Consider the following 17,854-nt stretch of genomic DNA (forward strand, 5'->3'; position numbering starts at 1 on the left):
TTTCTCGGTCACTTGCTTGACCGCTTCGATCTTGAATTCTTCGGGGTAACGCTGACGACTCATGGCACCTCCTATTTGGGCCTCATTATGAGGCTTGGAGGTGTCTACGAAACCAGGGGCGATTCATACTGAGCATCTACGATGCCCAGAGCATATGGCATCGCTCGAATCAGTTTTTCACGGTGAGTCCAGGTGTCAGCCTTGAAGAAAAGGGTATTGGGGTTGGCAACGATATGCTGTGGCAGAAAATTGAAGGCAGCCAAGTCCCTGAACGATGTACGAGCATCGAGTGGGCTGGGTTTCTCTGCGTCTGAGTGAGGTAGGTCACTCACCCGAGTCAGGTTGTTGAACTTGTCTTTGAAAATTGCCCTGGTGGTCTTGGTGGGCACGATTTCTGGGAGTACCCCGGTAAACGGCTCAAAGTAGTAGTCGTTGGATGGGGTACCATCTTTTGGCCCCTTCCGAGCGATCAGCCAGGTTTCACCTCGTAAGGTAACCTTGAGGCCGAACCACATGACCTTGTTCCGGATGACGCCAATCGGGATCTGACACTTTGTCGACCCCAAAGTGTAATCGATAACGTGCAGGATCGACGATTTACCGGTGCGGCTGAGGCCGTGAATGATGTTGATCTTTGACTTTTCAAATGAGATCTCTTGGATCTCGTTATTCTGCTTTCTGGGCCAAAGAACTACTGAGTCAATGTGAAATTTCATTGGAAATACCGAAGAAAAGCTTAATAAGGGTCGGGGTGTCGACCCCTGCGTACCAATTGGCCAAGCGGTTGACAGTCGACACCATCTCCTTAGGGAGGGATGACTTTGTGCCTTTTGGCCAGCGTTTGCTGAGGTTGCCGAAGACTGGGAGATCATTTTCACGCTGGGTGACGGCCAGCAGTTTCGTGGATACGGCGAGGTTCAATCCCTGAACAGTCACTGCTGCTCGAGATGCCACCCGCTGCTCTAGGTCAACCTTCAACTCAGGCGCCTCGCGTAGAACGGCGTCCAGCTTGGATCTGGCATTACGGCTACATAGCGATTCTCGCGATGCCTCGTCCCAAACAAATGGGAGAACGAGCTTCAGTTTCAAGAGGTCGAGAGGATGCTCTGAAGCCTCCAGCTCGTATTGCTGAACGAAGAGCACCAGTAAAAAGCATGAGAGAGAGCTGTTGTGGACGATGTATCTGTCCAAATAGGGCCGGTTCAAGGTTTCTTGCCTTCCGTTGGGTGCCAGTGAACTGGGTGATTGGTACCGTCGTCGTTGACCTGATGGTGGTAGGTGCCTAGATACAGGTAGCGATGGTTCGATTTGAGCCGGCCTAGCTCGATTGTGAATTTCTCCGGAGAGATGGTCGCCAGATAAATCTTTTTGTAATCAGCCTTGGAAAAGTCCTCGAGTGGGATCTCCGCATCGTTCGAATAGACCTCCCGGAGGTTGTCCCAGCGGTCACGCAGCATTTCTTCAAGATCGTCAAAGTGCTGAGGGAGAATCTTCCCTTTGAGCAGCAGCCTGGAGCGTTCTGCGTACCCGCCCCAATAGTGACCCAGCTCTTTTTCGATGGATCGCTCCATGATCCCCAGCTCTTTGAGCTGAGCAATAAAGGGCAATTGAAGCTCGCGGTTGAGCTCAATCAGCTCCCTATAGCCAGTATCCTCCAGCTTTCTCGCCGTCCAGGGTTCGCTGAGGAATTTGTCAAAGAGAATCTGCTTGCGGTTGAAATAAGGCTGTGCTGTCGTCCAGAACGGTTCTTTACGCCGCCACGACTCAAGTGCCGCGTTGAACAGGTGGCCTGAAAGGCTATCCAGAATGATCTTTTTATGATCATCCAGCCCGTCTGGGAACTGGAGGGCTGTGTACATCGCCTCAGTGATAGAGTCTGACCCTAGCCTGTGAATCAACTCGAAACGAGTGATGACGTAAGCTAGCGATTTGTCATCAAAAGCCGTCACTTTGCCTGCGATCTCCGCGACAGCGCCGGTCATAGTCAGGGCTTGGGCACGAAGGTGAGAGATTGCTTCGGCCACACTTGCAGTGCTCGAGGCGGCTGAAAGTCTATGAGCTAGGCTGCCTTCGCTAACTGAACCATTAGTAACGAGCATGAAAAGGAGCTCTTGATGGCTCCATTGCGATTGCTCAAGCTTGTCCAGCCAGTTCTTGAGGGTGTTCCACAAGTTCCGGCTGCTGTCCTGCAGCGGATTCTTGGCTGCGAGGGTTAGCTTGTCCTGCTCCTGAATGGAAATTGTTCCTGTCGCAGTAGGGATGATCTCTTCAACATCATCAGCTGTTTCGATTCCGAACAGAGCGTCCCGATGGCTGCTATGAAAAATTCTGTAAAGCGCACGCTCGAACTGATAGCCGAATCCGGCAATGCTTGCGCTGGCTTCTGTGTTGTCCATGGTTCCTTCTCTTGGAAAATCGCACTTGGCGTCCTGTAGCGCGGTGGCGATGCCTTAACCAGCGCCAGCGAAGGAATCTACAATTATTAGTGGCATTGAGCCACCTCTCAGGCTGGATTGAGATGCCTGGGACTGGATATTTAACGTAATAGATAGGTTTACTGTATCTATATACAGCCCCGGGCGATTGCCAATTGTGACTACTACGTTCCAGTTCACCGAGTTCATTTTCTTCGTCACTAGGCAGGGGCTGCAGGCGTAGGAGGAGGTAATACGATGTTTAGTTTGCATTGCAACGCCATGGAGTATGCAGTGGTCAAATGCGTGGCAAGCGAGCCCCCCATCTCAGCGTGTTGCGACAGCACCGTCTGGTGGTCGGCATCTGTTAGGGTGTTGTTGAAGATGAGCCAGGAGTGCAGATGCGGCGTGGTCTGAGTGATTGAATTCGCAAGGCTTTCGGACAGAGCTCGCGCCTTGAGGTCGTCAGTTATGAAGGCTTGGCGGATTCTGCCGGCGAAGGCGATTGATGACAGTTCGCCCTTCCCCAGCCTTCGGCGACTTTCGAGATCAGCAATGGCCTGAAGGTCGTCAATGCTGCAGGAGTGAGAGGCGAACTTGCCTTTTGTTTGCTCACGTTTAAGACGCTCCCTGAGCTCAAGATCAGCATCCGTTGGAGATGTCCGTGGCTTGACCAAGCATTCGTACAATACAAAGCCTGTGATGCAGAACTCGCACCTGGCCTCCTGAGCTCCAGCATACAGCCTACGTGATGACAAAATATTCCAAACCGAGCAGGTGTCGGCGACGTTGATCTTGTGGAACCGGGATGGATCAATGGCCATGAATTTTCCTTCCATACAGGGACGCAAGTGCGTTCAACTCTCCATAGCTGCAGAGGAGTGCTTCAGCCAAGCGGCCAAGGCTGATGACGCCCTGACTATGTGCATCTAGGCAGAGCGTCACGTAGTGATGGGACAGCCCTCGCTCGAGCAAGGCTGCCTTTCTCTCTCGTTGTTTCTGCGTCAGGCTTTCCGGCAATTCAGGATCTATTTTTGCTTCCCTCGGAACGCGGTAGCCGCGAATGCGTCGACTGGTCTCTTTGTCGGTTCGCTTAGCCGCTATCAAGGCAATCCCGAGGGCGTCACAGCTGACTCGGAACTTATTGGCCCAAGATTGGGCATCATCCTGAGTCCAAGCGCTGGGGTCAGGAAGCTTGCTGATCGTTTCGGGTGGCATCAGATAGCAGGAGGCAAATCTATTGGCGCGCACCTCCCTGATATCCCTGTCTCCAGGGATGGTCACACTGGGGCCATCGGCGCTATCAAAAATGCAGTGAGCCATCTCGTGAGCCGCACTGAAACGCTGTCGGTACACATCCTCGTTGTAGTTGACCAAAACGCACTTACCTGCGATTGGATGCATCACGAATACGCCAGAAATTTTGGAGTTTTCCAGCCTACGACGAAACACATGCACACCAACTGAGCGGAACTCTGTGTAGATATCTCGGGGCACCTCCCGATCTGAGTGCCCCATGAACTGCCGAAATGCCTTAGCGGCCTCTTCAGCATGTCCCACGTAATAGTTTCCCCGTGGACTGAAAGCGAATGGACGAGGGCTTGCTCGAAGCTCTTGGGTAAGAAACTCTTCGGTCTCACAGAGATACAAGAATTCTTGAATTGCCGCACGATCTTCTTTAGAGAACTCATTCCCGTGGGCCCTGTAAAGCGTCTCCGTTTGCTCGAATGGGGCGAGCTCCTCGTTCGAGATGAAGAATTTGAAATCGCAGCGGTAGTAATCGGCGAGAATGAGTACCTCATCGCCAGTAGGCTCCTGCGCTCCCCTCTCGATTCTTTTGAGACGTTCGACGTCGATGGCCACGGCCTTGGCGACCTCGTCCACAGAACGTTGGAGCTGATTCCGGTACCGCTGAAATTTTTCGCCTAATGCTTGAAGATTCATGCGCTGGGTCACGTCCTGGTGGCAGTGCTCGAAGTGATCATAGCCCGAGTAACCGGTAAGCGAGACGGCAGTGGGGAGGTGTAATCAGATTCGCGGCATGAGAGCAGTAACATCGATCACAGGCATTCCAGCAGCATGCGCAGCCTGAATACCTTGAGGGCTGTCCTCAAACACCAGGCACTCCGACCGAACCATGAGCCTGTTTTTCCTTGAGGAGCTCAACATTGACATTGATCACGAGATGTTCACGAAGGATGGAACCTCCAAGGTAAGCGGCCTGCAAGCGTTACATGCCGTTACGCCTAGCGGCTAAAAAAATCAGAATTTGCCCCTTTCTTGTAGGGCATTTCCCAAAGATACTGCCGGCCATTGTGGTGTTAGGAGTTGGCCACTAGTCTCAGCCGGTCGTTGCCATTCAACGACCGGCTTTGACAGGCCGACTCAAATTGCAATCCATAGCTTTGCCTTCAATGGTGGCTGTGCGTGGGGCGCCTTCGGGTGCGCCGGGTTTCTCAATTTGACCGGTCTGTCAACCCGTGCACAGCTGCCACCCTTTGTTTGACAGCGAATGGCGGTAGTCCCAACCACAAATTGAGGGTTACACCATGCTGAAAATAGTCCCCGATCCACCTTACAATCGTCACTCCCTTGAAGACACACTGCTGATGGCAGCGGACTACGCACTGTGCGCAGAAGCCGTTGCTCAGCAAGCCGTTTTGATGCAACCGAGATCACCCGTCTCGGTGTTGATGATGGCCTCGATGCACGAGCTGGAGACCCTCCGCAAGTTGCTCGAATCGGCGCTGGCTCAAGTCCAAAAGCCAGCGGACTCTCAGCCGTTGCATTAACCGCATCATGACTCGCCTGGGGGCCCCTGAAGGTGCCCGGCTTGCCGGCGATTGGGCCAGCCCAGGCAATAAAGATTTCGGGGAGATAATGAGCAGTGTCTACAGAAGAAACCAAATTCACCGTCGGCAAAACCACCTTCTATCAAGGTGAAAACCAGACCCATCCACTGTTCCGCATCGAGGCCGGCATCCCTTGCCAGAGCGCCCGCGAACAAGCTTCGGAGTTGATGGGCTACGCACGTGACATGACCCTGGACGGATTGATGGAAGACAAACCTCAGCTAATCTGGGCTTCGCACTACCTCTGTGCCTTGGCCAAGGCGCTGATGGATGACGCTGAATTGGGCATGATGAAAACCCCTTAAACACCATCATCCCGCCGCTCTTTTGCAGAGCGGGCTTGGCTCGTAAGGGGCTGCAAGGCAGCCCCCGCAATCTCAAGCCTCGCTCATCGCTTCCAGCCGACGCGGCGCGGGCTCTTGCATCACACGCCCGCTCAACCCCACGCGCATGTCATTGCCACTCGGCTGCTGGTACAGGCTCAAGCCGAATTCCGGCAACACCGCCAGCAGGTAATCGAAGATATCCCCCTGGATGCGCTCGTAGTCCGCCCACACCGTGGTGGTGGTAAAGCAGTAGATTTCCAGCGGCACGCCCTCGGCGGTGGTCTGCATCTGCCGCACCATACAGGTCATGTTCGGGTGCACATTGGGGTGGTTTTTCAGGTAGGCCAGGGCAAACGCGCGGAAGGTGCCGATATTGGTCAGCTTGCGCCGGTTGGCCGACAGTTCGGCCACAGGGCCCAGCGCTTCGTTCCAGCTTTGCAGCTCCTGGCGTTTGCCGGCCAGGTAGTCGCCCAGCAGGCTGACCTGGGACAGGCGCTGTTCCTCCTCGCGGGTGAGGAAGCGCACACCTGCGGCGTCGATGAACAGGCTGCGCTTGATCCGCCGGCCGCCGGATTGCTGCATGCCGCGGTAGTTGCGGAACGACTCGCTCATCAGGCGCCAGGTGGGCACGGAGACAATGGTCTTGTCGAAGTTCTGCACCTTCACCGTATGCAGGGTAATGTCCACCACGTCGCCATCGGCGCCAACCTGGGGCATTTCGATCCAGTCACCGACATGCAGCATGTCGTTGCTGGTCAACTGCACGCTGGCGACGAACGACAGCAGGGTGTCCTTGTAGACCAACAGCAGCACCGCCGACATGGCGCCCAGGCCCGACAGCAGCAGCAGGGGCGAGCGGTCGATCAGGGTGGCGACGATGACGATCGAGGCGAAGATCCACAGCATCATCTTGGCCAGTTGCACATAACCCTTGATCGAGCGGGTGCGGGCGTGTTCGGTGCGCGCATAGATGTCGAGCAGGGCATCCAGCAGGCACGACAGCGCCATGGTCATGAACAGCAGGGTGAACGCCAGGGCGACGTTGCCCAGGAAGTGCTGGGCGGTATCGGACAGCTCCGGTACCAGTTTCAGGCCAAACTGCACCACCAGTGACGGGGTGGTCTGCGCCAGGCGGTGGAAGACCTTGTTGTGACGCAGGTCGTCCAGCCACTTGAGTGCCGGCTGGCGTGCCAGCAGGCGCGCGCCGTGCAGCATCAGGAAGCGTGCCAGGCGGCCGATGACCAGGGAGATGAGCAGTAGCACCGCCAGGCCGATGGCCGCGTGCAGCATGGGGTGTTGGTCGAGGGTGCCCCACAGGTCGAGGGAGTCACGCCAGATTTGTTGGATATCCATGGGCTTGCATACAGTCTTGTTGCGAAACGAGGTGCCATTAGAGCGCGGATGGCGACAAAGTTGCCAAAAGAAATTCGGCTAAGGCGGCAGAAAACGTTACCCTATGCAACTGAATTTCCCGCACTTGCCTGAGGTTACCTCCGTGTTCTCCCAATTCGCCCTGCATGAACGCCTGCTTAAAGCCGTGGCCGAGCTTAAATTTGTCGAGCCAACCCCGGTGCAGGCCGCGGCCATCCCCTTGGCCCTGCAAGGGCGTGACCTGCGCGTGACCGCGCAGACCGGCAGCGGCAAGACGGCAGCTTTCGTGCTGCCGCTGCTCAACCGCCTGGTCGACCTGAAAGGCGGGCGCGTCGAAATCCGTTCGCTGATCCTGCTGCCTACCCGCGAACTGGCTCAGCAGACCCTGAAGCAGGTGCAGCTGTTCTCGCAGTTCACTTACATCAAGGCGGGCCTGGTCACCGGCGGTGAAGACTTCAAGGAACAGGCCGCCATGCTGCGCAAGGTGCCGGACGTGCTGATCGGCACCCCGGGCCGTTTGCTCGAGCAACTCAACGCCGGCAACCTCGACCTGTCCCACGTGCAGGTGCTGATCCTCGACGAAGCCGACCGCATGCTCGACATGGGCTTCGCCGAAGACATGGAGCGCCTGTGCAAGGAGTGCGAGAACCGTGAGCAGACCCTGCTGTTCTCGGCCACCACCGGCGGTGCGGCCCTGCGCGACATCATCGGCAAGGTGCTGAAAGACCCGGAGCACCTGATGCTCAACAGTGTCTCGCAGTTGGCCGAAGGCACTCGCCAGCAGATCATCATGGCCGACCACGATCAGCACAAAGAGCAGATCGTGCAGTGGCTGCTGGCCAACGAAACCTTCGACAAGGCAATCATCTTCACCAATACCCGCGCCTTGGCCGACCGTATCTACGGCCACCTGGTGGCCAAGGATGTGAAGGCCTTCGTACTGCACGGCGAGAAGGACCAGAAGGACCGCAAGCTGGCCATCGAGCGTTTCAAGCAGGGCAGCTCCAAGGTGCTGGTGGCCACCGACGTGGCGGCCCGTGGCCTGGACATCGACGGTCTCGATCTGGTGATCAACTTCGACATGCCGCGCAGCGGCGACGAGTACGTGCACCGCGTGGGCCGTACCGGGCGTGCCGGTGGTGAAGGGTTGGCAATCTCGCTGATCACCCACAATGACTGGAACCTGATGTCCAGCATCGAGCGCTACCTCAAGCAGCAGTTCGAGCGCCGCGTCATCAAGGAAGTGAAGGGCACCTACAACGGGCCGAAGAAGGTCAAGGCCTCGGGCAAGGCGGCCGGGAGCAAGAAGAAAAAAATCGAGAAAAAAACCGGCGACAAGAAGGCGGCCGCCAAGCGCAAGCCTACCGCCAAGCCGAAGGCCAACGCGCCACTGGCCAGCGCCGATGGCCTGGCGCCGCTGAAGAAGCGTAAGCCTGCTGCCGAATAAATAGCGCTCAATGGCCCAATGCCGGCAAGCCCCACAGGGATTGCATCAGGGCTGACAGGTGTTTGTCAGAAGATATGCAGCGCCTGTGAGATCGAGCGCCGCCCGCGCGGCGCATCGCGAGCTGCGCTCGCTCCTACGTTTGTTTCGGGCCAATTATGCCTGTGGGATTTGCGCGCGAACCCTTTGGCGCATGCCTCAATGTCGCGCCGTATGAACCAGGCGGCCGCGCGCATCTGGCACAGGGGTTACTGGCCCGAAACAAACGTAGGAGCGAGCGCAGCTCGCGATGCGCCGCGCGGGCGGCGCTCGTTCTCACAGGCACTGAAGATGCAGCGGCTGCCCTTGCCAGCGATAGGGCCATTGGAAACACCCCATCACTCAGCCTTCTGCTCCGCTACCTTCAACTCCTTGATCCGCTGGTCAATCAGCTGACACTTGTCGGGCAAGTCTTGGCTCGCCGTCCTCAGGTCCATCCCCTGCAGCTCTTCATTGATTTCCTTCGCCTTTTGCGGGTTCTGCTCGGTCAGTTGGGTGACCAGCCCGGCCAGCTCTTCACGTTTCTGCGTCGCTTCTTCCGGTGTGCAGGCCCAGGCGGGGCTGGCGCACAGCAAAACGGTGGCGCAGCCCATAATGGATAGCAGCTGTTTCATCCTTCCTCCCTCCAGCAATGGTCATGCACGGTGGAAGCTTGTGGGTGCTGGGAAGTTCAGTGCTCACGATCAGTGGGTCTTTCATGATGGAAGCCTTCTGTTTCTGAAATGCCGCCACCAACGGTGCTGCGCCTCTTCTGACAAATGTATTGAGGTCGGGTACTACCCAGATCACTGGAGAGGCAGTGGGTCAGCCTGCGATGTGAGGACGCGCTGTCATGTGTATACCCAATGCTTTCATCACGGTCAGGAACGATTTGAGGGTTGGGTTGCCATGCTCGCTGAACGACCGGTAAAGCTGTTCACGAGATAGCCCTGTGTCTTTTGCCAGCTCGCTCATGCCTTTGGCACGCGCTACTACGCCGACAGCTTTGGCGACATAGCTGGCATCCCCGGTTTCCAGGGCGTCAGTCATGAACACGGCGATTGCTTCAGGAGTGGTGAGGTATTCGGCGGGATCGAATTCAGAGAAGGTTTGTGTCATTTTGCATCCTCCACGAACGCAGAATATGTTGGGCTGCTTTGATGTCCCGTCGTTGGCTGCTTTTATCGCCGCCGCACAAAAGAATGACGAACGTACTGCCCGCCTGGTGGAAATATACGCGGTAGCCGGGCCCATAGTGGACCCTGAGTTCACTGACGCCGTGGCCAACCGGTGATACACGCCAGGCAGGCCCTCCATCAATCGGTTGATCCGAGCAATGATTCGCGTTCTGGCGCTAACATCCCGGAGCCCGCTCACCCAATGTCTGAAACTGCTGGATTCGATTTTTTTCATCGAATTAATGTAGTTTATAAACTACAGACGACTCGCCAGCAAATGGTTTCTGCGTATTGCGCAATGGCTCGCTTCGCACCTGCCATTTGCATCCACTCTCATTTTTCTCGGAACACCCCGTCTCAGCCCCGAGTCCCAACCTGTGTAACCCTTTCGTCCACAGCAGGAGCCCGTAGCCATGAGCACCACCTACGACTGGGACCTGATCGAACGCTTGCTGCACGAGGTGCAGAACGGCGCCGGTCACAGCTTCACTCCACGCCCCTACGCCGAGCAGCACGCTGCCGCGCTGGCCGCCAAAGGAGAGCCGGTGGGTGACCTGGATCGCTTGAAAACTCGTGCCTGTGAATATGAAAAGCTGTTGATCGAGCGTGGCTTTATCGAAAGCCGGCCTGAGGAAGACGGCGGCAACGGCGAGAACTTCGTGCTGACCGAGCGCGGCTCGCGGCTGATGAGCCTGATCGACAGCAGCATCCCTGGCTTCGAGCACCCGCGCCAGGTGTTGGACGAGCAGGTAGATGCGCTGGACGAGACCACCTTCGAACAGGTGTCGGCAAAAGCGCAAATCGCTTGAGGTCGTTTTGAGGCTGGCATGGGTGGCCATGAAAACCCGATAATCGGTAGCTTCTGAACGCTGCCGAGTTGCTGCCCATGCCTACGTTCACCTCAGAGGCCCGCCCATGAATGCGGTCCGCAAGCACCCTGATGCCTTTGCCTTCCAGGTCATGCTGGGCCTGTGCCTGATCTGGGGCTGCCAGCAGGTGCTGATCAAGACCGCCGCCGTGGACATCGCCCCGGTGATGCAGGCGGCATTGCGTAACGGTATCGCCGCAGTGTTGGTCGGCCTGATGCTGTGTTGGCGTGGCACCTGGGAGCAGGTCGGTAGTACCTGGCGCCCTGGGTTGGTCGCGGGTGCTTTGTTCGGTGTCGAGTTCCTGTTCATTGCCGAGGGCCTGAAGCTGACCTCGGCGGCGCACATGTCGGTGTTTCTTTATACGGCGCCAGTCTTCACCGCGTTGGGGTTGCACCTGCGCCTGGCCAGTGAACGCCTGCGCCTGTTGCAATGGCTTGGCATCCTGCTGGCCTTCGGCGGCATTGCCACGGCCTTTGCCGGAGGCATGTCGTTCGAGCACATGGATAGCCGCACCTTGCTGGGCGATGCGTTTGGCGTGATCGCCGGGCTGGCCTGGGGCGCCACCACGGTGGTGGTGCGCTGCTCACGCCTGTCGGAAGCGCCGGCGACCCTGACCTTGTTCTATCAACTGGCGGTGGGGTTTGCCGGATTGTTGCTGATTGCCCTGCTCAGCGGGCAGATCGGCGAGGTGTCGCTCACGCCTTTGGCCATGGGTAGCGTGCTGTTCCAGGGGGTTGTAGTGTCGTTCGTCAGCTACCTGACCTGGTTCTGGCTACTGCGCAAATACCTGGCATCGAACCTGGCGGTGTTTTCCTTCATCACCCCTCTGTTCGGCGTAACCTTTGGGGTCTTGCTGCTGGACGAGCCGCTGACCGCGCATTTTGTGGGCGGTGCGGTGATGGTGTTGCTGGGGGTGATTCTGGTAAGTGCCGAACCTTGGGTTAAGCAGCAACTGCGCAAGTGGGTGGGGTAGTGGAACGCTTGCAACAAAGCGAAACGATTAACCAGTCGTCGGAATGCGCCGCTATGGCTTGATCCGCGTCAGAATGGCCCCTATCTGTAAGAGCAGAGGCATGCGTAATACAGGACATCGGGCTATGATCTGTATGAAACATTGCAGGATTGATTCGCCGTGAGGCTGACCCGTCAAGGGGGCATTATGAATAAACCACTGTCCAACTGGCTCCACGACCTGGCGGTCGCCTTGGGGCTGATTCCACCACCCTTGCAGCCGGTGCCGATCCCGACTGATGAAGAGCAGCGCAAGCGCCAACCGCGTCGTCGCTGATACAAGCAAAGGCCGCAGCACCTGGGTGGGGGCTGCGGCCTTTTTGTGTCTGGGCACTTGGCTTGCCTGCTCTGGGCCCATCGCTGGCCCTGGAGGCTCGCCAGCGATAGGGCCAGTACAGGCCGAAGGTCAGGCCAGCTTGACCGCTGCCACGGGTTTACGCGACAGCAGGCTCACCACCACAAAGCTCACCAGGCCAATCGCGAGGCTGTAGTAGATCGGCGTATTCGCCTCCAGCCCGTCCTTGAACATGAACAACAGGGCAGTCGCAAAGCCTAGCGACATGCTGGCGATGGCGCCGGCGGTGGTGGCGCGTTTCCAGAAAATGGCGCCAATCAGTGGAATCAGCATGCCGCCCACCAGCAGGTTGTAAGCCAGGGTCAGGGCGCTGATCACGTCGTTCACCATCAACGCGATACCCAGTACCACCAAACCGGTCAGCAAAGTGAACAGGCGGCTGATACCCAGGCTGGACTGCTTGCCGCCACGCAGCTTGGGCAGCAGGTCTTCGGTGATGGTGGTCGAGGCCGCCAGCAGGCCTGCGCTGGCGGTCGACATCATGGCCGCCAGCGCCGCTGCCATCAGCAGGCCGCGGATGCCATCAGGCAGCGTGGTCTTGATCATTTCGGCGAAGGCATTGTTCGGGTTGGCCAGGTCGGGCATCAATACATGAGCGGCCATGCCGATCACGGCACAGGCCAGGCCATACAGCACGCAATACACCCCGGCGGTGGTGCCGGCACGCTGGCAGACCTTTTCGTCACGGGCGGTGAACACCCGCTGCCAGATATCCTGGCCAATCAGGATGCCGAAGAAGTAGATCAGGAAGTAGGTGATGATGGTATCCCAGCCGATGGTGGTCAGCTGGAAGCTGGCCGCCGGCAACTTGGCCACCAGGGTGTCCCAGCCGCCGGCCTTGTACAGGCACACCGGCAACAGGATGAACATCAGGCCCACGGTCTTGATCACGAACTGCACGATATCGGTCAGGGTCAGCGACCACATGCCGCCAATGGTCGAGTACACCACCACCACACCCCCGCCCAGCAGCAGCGAGGCCCAGAACGGCAGGTCCAGCAGCACTTGCAGCACGGTGGCCATGGCCAGGGTGGACGTCACGCCGATCATCAGCGCGTACGCCAGCATGATCACCGCGCTGGCCTGGCGCGCGGTCGGGTTGTAGCGCTGTTCCAGCACCTGGGTCACGGTGAAGATGCGCAGGCGTAGCAGCGGCTTGGCCAGAAACAAGTTGATGGCGATGATGCCCAGGCCCAGCGCGGCGCACAGCCAGAAGCCGGAAATGCCGTGAACGTAGCCCAGGCGCACGGTACCCACGGTGGAGGCGCCACCCAGCACGGTGGTGGCCATGGTGCCCATGTACAACATCGGGCCCAGGTTGCGCCCGGCGACCAGGTAGTCTTCATGGGTTTTCGCGCGTCGCATGCCATACCAGCCAAGCCCGAGCATGCCTGCGGTGTAAAGCATTACAACTATGATGTCCAAGGCCATTGGGGGTCTCCCGATTATCTTTATTATGGCGAGATCGGCCACGCGGGCGTTCGCACGGCGCCCGGTGGTCTTCTGGTGTTGGCGGGCCTCGGTGGCCCGACCACATTAGCGGCGGACTACACCCGGCAGTACGCAGAGCATTTCGAACAGCAGGTTGGCGCCGAGCAACGAGGTATTGCCGGTGGTGTCATAAGGCGGGGAGACTTCGACAAGGTCACAACCGATCAGGTCCAGGCCATGGCAGCCGCGAATGATCTCCATTGCCTGGATGGTGGTCAAGCCGCCGATTTCCGGGGTGCCGGTACCAGGTGCCCAGGCCGGATCGATGCCGTCGATGTCGAACGACAGGTAAACCGGGCCGCCGCCGACTTTTTCCCGCACTTCGGCCATCAAGGGCTCCAGCGACTTGTGCCAGCACTCTTCGGCCTGAACCACGCGGAAGCCCTGGCGGCGGCTCCAGTTGAAGTCGTCGGCGGTATAACCCTGGGCGCGCAGGCCGATCTGCACCACGCGCTCGCAGTCGAGCAGGCCTTCTTCCACCGCCCGGCGGAAGGTGGTGCCGTGGGCGATTTTCTCGCCGAACATGTGGTCGTTGACGTCGGCGTGGGCGTCGATGTGCACCAGGCCGATCTTGCCGTGCTTCTTGTGCAGCGCCCGCAGGATCGGCAACGTGATGGTGTGGTCACCGCCCAGGGTCAGGGGAATCACATTGTGCTCGACGACCTGGTCGTAGGCCTCTTCGATGATGCGCACGGCGTCCAGCAGGTTGAAGGTGTTGATGGCCACATCGCCTATGTCGGCGACCGACAGGGAGTCGAACGGAGCGGCGCCGGTGGCCATGTTGTACGGGCGGATCATCACCGATTCGGCGCGGATTTGCCGGGGGCCGAAGCGCGTGCCGGAGCGCAGCGAGGTGCCGATGTCCAGCGGCACACCAATGAAGGCTGCGTCCAGGCCTTCGGCGCTTTGCAGGTGGGGGAGGCGGAGCATGGTGGCGATGCCGCCGAAACGCGGCATTTCGTTGCCGCCCAGTGGTTGGTGGAGAGTCTTGTCCACGGTGGGCCTCATCAGTCGGTCGATTGTTCTGTTTGTTCGAACCTGTGCCGCTGCGCGCTTTCCAGTTCGTGTTTCGCCAGCGGGCAGGGACATTTCGGCCAGTCTGCGCAAGGTAGTGCCATGGAAGAATCGCTACCGACAAATACTTAGTTCAGAAATTTCTGAACTAAAGCCCGGCGCAGCGGTTAGACTGCGCGCAAACACCCTGTGGAACCGTTGCCCCATGGCCTCGACTTTGCCCGACCTGAAACTGCTGCGTATCTTCATCAGCGTGGTGCGCCACCAGGGTTTCGCCAACGCCCAGCGTGAGCTGAACCTTTCGACTTCGGCCATCAGCACCTACATGAGCCAGCTGGAGGGTGCTCTGGGTATCGTGCTGTGCCACCGTGGCCGGGGCGGTTTCAGCCTGACCAGCAAGGGTGAGCTGTTTCACCAGGAAACCCTGCGCCTGTTGGCCGAACTGGACGGGTTCGAGCAATACGCGGCGGCCCTGAAGGGCGAACTGCGCGGCACCCTCAACCTGGGGGTGATCGACTCCACGGTGGGCGATCGCGCCCTGCCGCTGGCTGAAGCCATTGGTGCCTACAGCCAGGAGCACCCGGCCGTGCACCTGCACTTGTCGGTGTCCAGCCCTTACGAGCTGCAGTTGGGGGTGCAGGACAACCGCCTGGACCTGGCAATTGGCGCGTTTTCTTCACGCATGAGTGGCCTGCTGTACCAGCCGCTGTACCGCGAGCAGCACTGGCTGTACTGCAGCAGCCGCCACCCGTTGTACAGCGAGCGGCGTATTCCCGAGCAGGTGGTGACCCAGCAGCGCATGGTCGGGCGCGGCTACTGGAGCCAGGCCGAGCTGGCCCGGCATGGTTTCAAGCACAGCGCGGCGACGGTTGAGAGCATGGAGGCGCAGTTGATCCTGATTCTGTCGGGCGCCTACATCGGCTACCTGCCCGAGCACTACGCCCAGGCCTGGGTCGACAAAGGGGACTTGCGCGTGTTGTCTCCGGCGACGTTCGGTTATCAGGCACCGTTCTCGTTGATCATCCGGCGTGGGCGCAGCCGCGAACCGCTGATCCAGACCTTCCGCGACCTGCTGAAAAGCCAGCTCAACGTAGGCTGATAAACAGAATGTTCATGCATTCTGTCGGCAGGCCGCTAAATTCCTGCACACGTGTGCCGCTAACCTCATAGCGCTCTGCTACATATCAACTTGCGCTGATGATTTCCCTTCTTTTCATCCTGCAAGGATCGCCCGACGATGCGCATGAATTTGCCAGTCACTGAACGCGAAAGAACATTCCCCAGTGAACAACGGCTGATTTCCACCACCGACTTGAACAGCCGCATCACGTATTGCAACGACGCCTTCGTGGCGATCAGCGGGTTCACCTACGACGAGCTGGTGGGCCAGCCGCACAACCTGGTGCGTCACCCAGACATGCCGCCGGCGGTGTTCGGCCATATGTGGGACACCATCAAGCAAGGCAAGCCGTGGATGGGCGTGGTCAAGAACCGGGCAAAAAACGGCGATTACTACTGGGTCAGTGCCTACGTGACGGCAGTCTACGAACAGGGCCGCATCAGCGGCTACGAGTCGGTGCGTTCGGTACCGACCCGTGAGCAGATCCGCCGTGCCGAGGCGTTGTACGCACGCCTGCGTGCCGGCCGCCGGCCGGTATCGTGGGCGGCGCGCCTGGGCCATGGCCTGCGCCAGGGCTGGCCATTGCTCGGCGCCGGCCTGGTGTCGGCGGCGGGCTACCTGTGGTTGCCACCCTATGCCGCGCTAGGGGTGTTGATGGTTGTACTGCTGGTAGCCTGGTACCTGGTCGAGCACCGTCAGAACCAGGCCATCCGCCGCACGCTGGCCGAGCACCCCAAGGCGTTCACCAGCCCGCTGGTGGCGCTCACCTACAGCGACAACCCGGGGCTGCAGGGCCAGTTGGACCTTGCCATCATCAGTGAAGAAGCCCGCCTGCAAACCGCGCTGACGCGCCTGGTAGACGCCGGGGTCGGGGTAAAATCACGCGCTGCGCAATCTTCTGACCTGTCGGGCGCGCAGGCGCAGATGCTCGACCGCCAGCGCAGCGAGACCGACCAATCGGCCACCGCCATCGCGCAGATGGCGGCGACCATCCAGGAGGTTACGCATAACGTGCAAAGCACGGCGCATGCCGCAGGCGATGCCGACCAGCTGGCGCAGCAGGGCAGCGAGCTGGCGCTGCAGAGCCTGAAGGCCATGGGCAGCATGAGCGATGCAGTCAATGACATTGGCCAGGCGGTGAACGCCCTGGCGGAACAGACCCAGTCGATCGGCAGCGTGGTGGATGTGATCACCTCGATCGCCGAACAAACCAACCTGCTGGCGCTCAACGCCGCCATTGAAGCGGCGCGGGCCGGCGAGCAGGGCCGCGGGTTTGCCGTGGTGGCCGATGAAGTACGCTCATTGGCCCAGCGTACCCGCACCTCCACCCAGGAAATCCACCAGATCATCGCCTCGTTGCGGGCCGGGGCAGAGCGCGCAGTGAGTACTGCCAGCCGTGGCGAGCAGATCTCGCGTGACAGCGTGCAGAGTGTCGAGGCAGTGCAGGCGGCGTTGAGCGGCATAGCCCAGGCGGTGAGCCGCATCACCGGCATGAGCCAGCAGATGGCCACGGCGTCGGAGCAGCAAAGCCACGTGGCTGAAGACATCAACCAGCAGATCGTGCGCATTGCCCAGCTGTGCGATCAAAGTGCCGGGCAGGCGCGCCAGGGGGCAGAAATCAGCCAGGACCTCGAGCGCATGGCGGAGTACCTGCACAGCCTGGCGGAGCGCTTCAACCGTTGAGGTTGCCGTGGTCGCCTTGCGGCCAGGGCATAGGGCAAGGCCCGCCAGCCGGGCCAGGGTTCTGTGGCAAAATACCCCCGCCAAGGAGACCTTCATGCCCAGACCCCGTTGCGAGCGCTGCCAGCGCCCGCTTGATCATTGCCTTTGCTCGCTGATCCCTGCGCTAGGCAGCCGAACCCGTGTGATCTTGCTGCAGCACCCCAGTGAAAGCGCCCACGCCCTGAATACCGCACGGTTGGCTGCGCTTGGCCTGAGCAATGCCGAGCTGCGGGTGGGGGAGGTATTCGACGATCTGCCAGCGCTGCTGGCAACCCCCGGGTACCGCCCGGCGCTGTTGTTCCCGGGCGCTGAAGCGCAGCCCCTGGCTGCCTATGGCCCAGTGGACGAGCAACCCTTGCTGCTGATCGTGCCCGACGGCACCTGGCGCAAGGCGCGCAAGCTGCTGTACCTGAATCCGCTGCTGGAGGCGTTGCCGAGGGTGACCTTGGGGCAGGTGGCCGCTTCGCGCTATCGCTTGCGCAAGGCGCCGGAGGCGGGAGCGTTGTCGACCATCGAGGCCGTGGTGGGGGCGCTGAATGCACTGGAGCAACCGGCCTGCTTCGATGCGCTGCTGGCACCGTTCGAGGCCTTGATAGAGGGGCAGATCAGGGCCATGGGCGAGGAGACGTTCCAGCGCAACCATGGCACCGAGTGAGGGCAGGGGGCCGC

Annotated in this window: 19 protein-coding genes and 1 pseudogene; 9 read left to right on the forward strand and 11 right to left on the reverse strand. The window is 59.4% G+C overall.

The window, feature by feature from the left end; all coding sequences use genetic code 11:
* Window positions 1-104 precede the first annotated feature (104 nt).
* The 5 genes from DMX12_RS16050 to DMX12_RS16070 form a co-directional block, all read right to left on the reverse strand.
* Window positions 105-716, reverse strand: a complete 612-nt coding sequence (locus DMX12_RS16050; protein ID WP_110678633.1) for a hypothetical protein — start codon at window positions 714-716, stop codon at window positions 105-107.
* Window positions 700-1,206, reverse strand: coding sequence for a three component ABC system middle component (locus tag DMX12_RS16055; RefSeq protein ID WP_218277984.1), 507 nt, complete (start codon window positions 1,204-1,206; stop codon window positions 700-702). Before DMX12_RS16055 ends, DMX12_RS16050 begins: the two co-directional genes overlap by 17 nt.
* Window positions 1,203-2,396, reverse strand: coding sequence for an ABC-three component system protein (locus DMX12_RS16060; RefSeq protein ID WP_110678635.1), 1,194 nt, complete (start codon window positions 2,394-2,396; stop codon window positions 1,203-1,205). Before DMX12_RS16060 ends, DMX12_RS16055 begins: the two co-directional genes overlap by 4 nt.
* A 239-nt stretch (window positions 2,397-2,635) precedes the next feature.
* Window positions 2,636-3,238 carry a hypothetical protein gene (locus DMX12_RS16065; protein WP_110678637.1) on the reverse strand — a complete coding sequence of 201 codons (603 nt, stop codon included), beginning with the start codon at window positions 3,236-3,238 and terminating at the stop codon, window positions 2,636-2,638.
* Window positions 3,228-4,358 carry an XRE family transcriptional regulator gene (locus tag DMX12_RS16070; protein ID WP_110678639.1) on the reverse strand — a complete coding sequence of 377 codons (1,131 nt, stop codon included), beginning with the start codon at window positions 4,356-4,358 and terminating at the stop codon, window positions 3,228-3,230. Before DMX12_RS16070 ends, DMX12_RS16065 begins: the two co-directional genes overlap by 11 nt.
* 605 nt (window positions 4,359-4,963) lie before the next feature.
* On the opposite strand from DMX12_RS16070, the gene DMX12_RS16075 reads away from it, so the two are divergent.
* Together DMX12_RS16075 and DMX12_RS16080 are read left to right on the forward strand one after the other, a co-directional pair.
* Complete coding sequence (locus DMX12_RS16075) at window positions 4,964-5,206, forward strand: hypothetical protein (RefSeq protein ID WP_110678641.1); 243 nt, start codon at window positions 4,964-4,966, stop codon at window positions 5,204-5,206.
* A 95-nt stretch (window positions 5,207-5,301) separates the two neighbouring features.
* Window positions 5,302-5,571, forward strand: a complete 270-nt coding sequence (locus tag DMX12_RS16080) for a DUF3077 domain-containing protein (protein WP_019471426.1) — start codon at window positions 5,302-5,304, stop codon at window positions 5,569-5,571.
* A gap of 72 nt (window positions 5,572-5,643) precedes the next feature.
* Here DMX12_RS16080 and DMX12_RS16085 read toward each other — a convergent pair whose 3' ends face one another.
* Window positions 5,644-6,945, reverse strand: coding sequence for a mechanosensitive ion channel family protein (locus DMX12_RS16085; protein ID WP_110678643.1), 1,302 nt, complete (start codon window positions 6,943-6,945; stop codon window positions 5,644-5,646).
* A gap of 103 nt (window positions 6,946-7,048) precedes the next feature.
* On the opposite strand from DMX12_RS16085, the gene DMX12_RS16090 reads away from it, so the two are divergent.
* Window positions 7,049-8,410: a DEAD/DEAH box helicase gene (locus DMX12_RS16090; RefSeq protein ID WP_110678645.1), complete on the forward strand. Its 1,362-nt coding sequence runs from the start codon at window positions 7,049-7,051 to the stop codon at window positions 8,408-8,410.
* Between the two features lie 374 nt (window positions 8,411-8,784).
* Here the strand turns inward: DMX12_RS16090 and DMX12_RS16095 are convergent, their stop codons facing one another.
* The 3 genes and pseudogenes from DMX12_RS16095 to DMX12_RS16105 all read right to left on the reverse strand — a co-directional run bounded on the left by DMX12_RS16095 (window position 8,785) and on the right by DMX12_RS16105 (window position 9,838).
* Entirely contained in the window at window positions 8,785-9,060 is a 276-nt protein-coding gene (locus DMX12_RS16095; protein WP_110678647.1) for a hypothetical protein, read from the reverse strand.
* Between the two features lie 190 nt (window positions 9,061-9,250).
* Window positions 9,251-9,544, reverse strand: coding sequence for an addiction module antidote protein (locus DMX12_RS16100; RefSeq protein WP_009683681.1), 294 nt, complete (start codon window positions 9,542-9,544; stop codon window positions 9,251-9,253).
* A pseudogene (locus tag DMX12_RS16105) lies at window positions 9,525-9,838 on the reverse strand (type II toxin-antitoxin system RelE/ParE family toxin). The gene DMX12_RS16100 and the pseudogene DMX12_RS16105 overlap by 20 nt, the downstream one beginning before the upstream one ends.
* Before the next feature lie 178 nt (window positions 9,839-10,016).
* On the opposite strand from DMX12_RS16105, the gene DMX12_RS16110 reads away from it, so the two are divergent.
* The 3 genes from DMX12_RS16110 (at window position 10,017) to DMX12_RS29985 (ending at window position 11,760) form a co-directional block, all read left to right on the forward strand.
* Window positions 10,017-10,412 carry a transcriptional regulator gene (locus DMX12_RS16110; RefSeq protein ID WP_110678649.1) on the forward strand — a complete coding sequence of 132 codons (396 nt, stop codon included), beginning with the start codon at window positions 10,017-10,019 and terminating at the stop codon, window positions 10,410-10,412.
* A gap of 106 nt (window positions 10,413-10,518) precedes the next feature.
* Window positions 10,519-11,445, forward strand: a complete 927-nt coding sequence (locus DMX12_RS16115) for a DMT family transporter (RefSeq protein ID WP_110678651.1) — start codon at window positions 10,519-10,521, stop codon at window positions 11,443-11,445.
* A 186-nt stretch (window positions 11,446-11,631) separates the two neighbouring features.
* Window positions 11,632-11,760, forward strand: coding sequence for a PA1414 family protein (locus DMX12_RS29985; RefSeq protein WP_009683677.1), 129 nt, complete (start codon window positions 11,632-11,634; stop codon window positions 11,758-11,760).
* Window positions 11,761-11,889: 129 nt separating this feature from the next.
* Here DMX12_RS29985 and DMX12_RS16120 read toward each other — a convergent pair whose 3' ends face one another.
* Window positions 11,890-13,269 carry a sodium:solute symporter gene (locus DMX12_RS16120; RefSeq protein ID WP_110678653.1) on the reverse strand — a complete coding sequence of 460 codons (1,380 nt, stop codon included), beginning with the start codon at window positions 13,267-13,269 and terminating at the stop codon, window positions 11,890-11,892.
* 105 nt (window positions 13,270-13,374) lie between these two features.
* Window positions 13,375-14,325 carry an agmatinase gene (gene speB, locus DMX12_RS16125; protein WP_009683675.1) on the reverse strand — a complete coding sequence of 317 codons (951 nt, stop codon included), beginning with the start codon at window positions 14,323-14,325 and terminating at the stop codon, window positions 13,375-13,377.
* Between the two features lie 223 nt (window positions 14,326-14,548).
* On the opposite strand from speB, the gene DMX12_RS16130 reads away from it, so the two are divergent.
* The 3 genes from DMX12_RS16130 (at window position 14,549) to DMX12_RS16140 (ending at window position 17,840) form a co-directional block, all read left to right on the forward strand.
* Complete coding sequence (locus tag DMX12_RS16130) at window positions 14,549-15,442, forward strand: LysR family transcriptional regulator (protein WP_054881883.1); 894 nt, start codon at window positions 14,549-14,551, stop codon at window positions 15,440-15,442.
* Between the two features lie 138 nt (window positions 15,443-15,580).
* Window positions 15,581-17,146 carry a PAS domain-containing methyl-accepting chemotaxis protein gene (locus tag DMX12_RS16135; RefSeq protein ID WP_110678655.1) on the forward strand — a complete coding sequence of 522 codons (1,566 nt, stop codon included), beginning with the start codon at window positions 15,581-15,583 and terminating at the stop codon, window positions 17,144-17,146.
* A 94-nt stretch (window positions 17,147-17,240) separates the two neighbouring features.
* Window positions 17,241-17,840 carry a tRNA-uridine aminocarboxypropyltransferase gene (locus DMX12_RS16140; RefSeq protein WP_110678657.1) on the forward strand — a complete coding sequence of 200 codons (600 nt, stop codon included), beginning with the start codon at window positions 17,241-17,243 and terminating at the stop codon, window positions 17,838-17,840.
* Window positions 17,841-17,854 lie beyond the last annotated feature (14 nt).

Origin of the sequence: Pseudomonas sp. MB-090624, assembly GCF_003205245.1 — a bacterium.
GTDB lineage: Bacteria > Pseudomonadota > Gammaproteobacteria > Pseudomonadales > Pseudomonadaceae > Aquipseudomonas > Aquipseudomonas juntendi.

Coding starts and splice junctions, on each gene's coding strand:
- DMX12_RS16135 (WP_110678655.1), top strand. CDS start 15,581: ATGCGCATGAATTTGCCAGTCACTGAACGCGAAAGAACATTCCCCAGT.
- DMX12_RS16090 (WP_110678645.1), top strand. CDS start 7,049: ATGCAACTGAATTTCCCGCACTTGCCTGAGGTTACCTCCGTGTTCTCC.
- DMX12_RS16070 (WP_110678639.1), bottom strand. CDS start 4,358: ATGAATCTTCAAGCATTAGGCGAAAAATTTCAGCGGTACCGGAATCAG.
- DMX12_RS16120 (WP_110678653.1), bottom strand. CDS start 13,269: ATGGCCTTGGACATCATAGTTGTAATGCTTTACACCGCAGGCATGCTC.
- DMX12_RS16130 (WP_054881883.1), top strand. CDS start 14,549: ATGGCCTCGACTTTGCCCGACCTGAAACTGCTGCGTATCTTCATCAGC.
- DMX12_RS16075 (WP_110678641.1), top strand. CDS start 4,964: ATGCTGAAAATAGTCCCCGATCCACCTTACAATCGTCACTCCCTTGAA.
- DMX12_RS16060 (WP_110678635.1), bottom strand. CDS start 2,396: ATGGACAACACAGAAGCCAGCGCAAGCATTGCCGGATTCGGCTATCAG.
- DMX12_RS16095 (WP_110678647.1), bottom strand. CDS start 9,060: ATGAAACAGCTGCTATCCATTATGGGCTGCGCCACCGTTTTGCTGTGC.
- DMX12_RS29985 (WP_009683677.1), top strand. CDS start 11,632: ATGAATAAACCACTGTCCAACTGGCTCCACGACCTGGCGGTCGCCTTG.
- DMX12_RS16085 (WP_110678643.1), bottom strand. CDS start 6,945: ATGGATATCCAACAAATCTGGCGTGACTCCCTCGACCTGTGGGGCACC.
- DMX12_RS16115 (WP_110678651.1), top strand. CDS start 10,519: ATGAATGCGGTCCGCAAGCACCCTGATGCCTTTGCCTTCCAGGTCATG.
- DMX12_RS16140 (WP_110678657.1), top strand. CDS start 17,241: ATGCCCAGACCCCGTTGCGAGCGCTGCCAGCGCCCGCTTGATCATTGC.
- DMX12_RS16100 (WP_009683681.1), bottom strand. CDS start 9,544: ATGACACAAACCTTCTCTGAATTCGATCCCGCCGAATACCTCACCACT.
- DMX12_RS16065 (WP_110678637.1), bottom strand. CDS start 3,238: ATGGCCATTGATCCATCCCGGTTCCACAAGATCAACGTCGCCGACACC.
- DMX12_RS16110 (WP_110678649.1), top strand. CDS start 10,017: ATGAGCACCACCTACGACTGGGACCTGATCGAACGCTTGCTGCACGAG.
- DMX12_RS16050 (WP_110678633.1), bottom strand. CDS start 716: ATGAAATTTCACATTGACTCAGTAGTTCTTTGGCCCAGAAAGCAGAAT.